Annotated in this window: 1 protein-coding gene; it reads right to left on the bottom strand. The window is 64.2% G+C overall.

Translation table 11 applies throughout. The features are described from left to right. On the bottom strand, positions 1-1682 hold a 1682-nt coding region (gene nirB, locus JZ791_RS44045), incomplete at both ends, for a nitrite reductase large subunit NirB (RefSeq protein WP_216903914.1).

Raw genomic sequence — 1682 nt, 5'->3', positions numbered from 1 at the left:
ACCGGTACCTTGCGTTCTCCGGTGTCGTCGAAGGCGATGGTGGGGTCGGCTTGGTCGGGGGCGTTGACGAATGAGACGAATCGGGAGAGTTTCTGTGGGTCTTCCAGGACTGCGGCCCATTCGTCTTTGTATCCGGCGATGTGGCGTGTCATCGCTGTTTCGAGTTCCTCGGCGATGCCGAGGCTGTCCTGGCATACGACCTGTTGTAGGTAGTCGATGCCGCCTTCGAGGGATTCTTGCCAGGGTGCGGTGCGTTGTAGCCGGTCGGCGGTGCGGATGTAGAACATCAGGTAGCGGTCGATGTAGCGGATCAGGGTGTGGTCGTCCAGGTCGCCGGCCAGCAGCACCGCGTGTTTGGGGGTCAACCCGCCGTTGCCGCCGACGTACAGGTTCCAGCCGTTGTCGGTGGCGATGACCCCGACGTCTTTACCGCGGGCTTCGGCGCATTCGCGGGCGCATCCGGAGACGGCGAGTTTGAGTTTGTGGGGTGAGCGCAGGCCTCGATACCGTTTCTCGAGCAGGACGGCCATGCCGACGGAGTCTTGCTGCCCGTAGCGGCACCAGGTCGAGCCGACGCAGGATTTCACGGTGCGTAGTGCTTTGCCGTAGGCGTGCCCGGATTCCATCCCGGCATCGACCAGCCGCTGCCAGATCAACGGTAACTGTTCGACTCTCGCGCCGAACAGGTCGATGCGCTGACCGCCGGTGACTTTCACATACAGCTCGAAATCCTTGGCGATACGGCCGATCTCGATGAGCTGATCGGCGGTGACCTCACCGCCGGGCATGCGGGGCACGACCGAGTAGGTGCCGTTGCGTTGCAGATTCGCCAGGAAATGATCGTTGGTGTCCTGCAGTGCGGCCTGCTCCCCGTCCAGGATGTGGTCACTCGAGGTCGAGGCCAGGATCGAGGCCACCGCGGGTTTGCAGATATCGCAGCCGGTTCCCGTGCCGTACCGGGCGATCAGACCCGAGAAGGTACGGATACCGGTGACCTGCACGATCTGGAACAACTCGGCCCGTGACTGGGTGAAATGCTCACACAACGCGGTGGACATCGCCACACCGGACTGCTCGAGCAGTTTCTTGAGCATGGGAACACACCCACCGCAGGAGGTTCCGGCTTTGGTACACGCCTTGATGGCGGGCACGTCGGCGGCGCCCTCATCGATCGCACCGCAGATCGCGCCCTTGCTCACGTTGTTGCACGAACAGATCTGCGCGGTGTCCGGTAACGCGTCGGCACCCAATTCGGCTGCGGCGGGGGAGATCAACGCGGCGGGTTCGGCCGGCAACGCGCCACCGACCAGGGGGCGTAGTGCCGCGTACTGTGAGGCGTCACCCACCAGGACACCGCCCAGCAGTGTCGTGGCGTCGTCGGAGACGACGAGTTTGGCGTAGGTGCCCTTGGCCGCGTCGTGCAACACCACCGACAGTGCGCCCTCACTCACGCCGTGTGCGTCACCGAAACTGGCCACGTCCACCCCGAGGAGTTTGAGTTTGGTGGACATGTCCGCGCCGGGGAATTCCCCGGTGCCGCCCAGCAGCCGGTCCGCGACGACCTCGGCGGTGGTGTAACCGGGTGCGACCAGGCCGTAACAGGTCCCCTCCACCGCTGCGACCTCACCCACGGCGTAAATATCGGGATCGCTGGTCCGCAAACCGAGATCGGTGATCACACC

It is taken from the genome of Nocardia alni, from assembly GCF_019038435.1.
Taxonomy (GTDB): Bacteria; Actinomycetota; Actinomycetes; order Mycobacteriales; family Mycobacteriaceae; genus Nocardia; species Nocardia alni.
The sequence above is the reverse complement of the archived record's forward strand: the minus strand, read 5'-3'. Positions and strand labels throughout refer to the sequence as shown.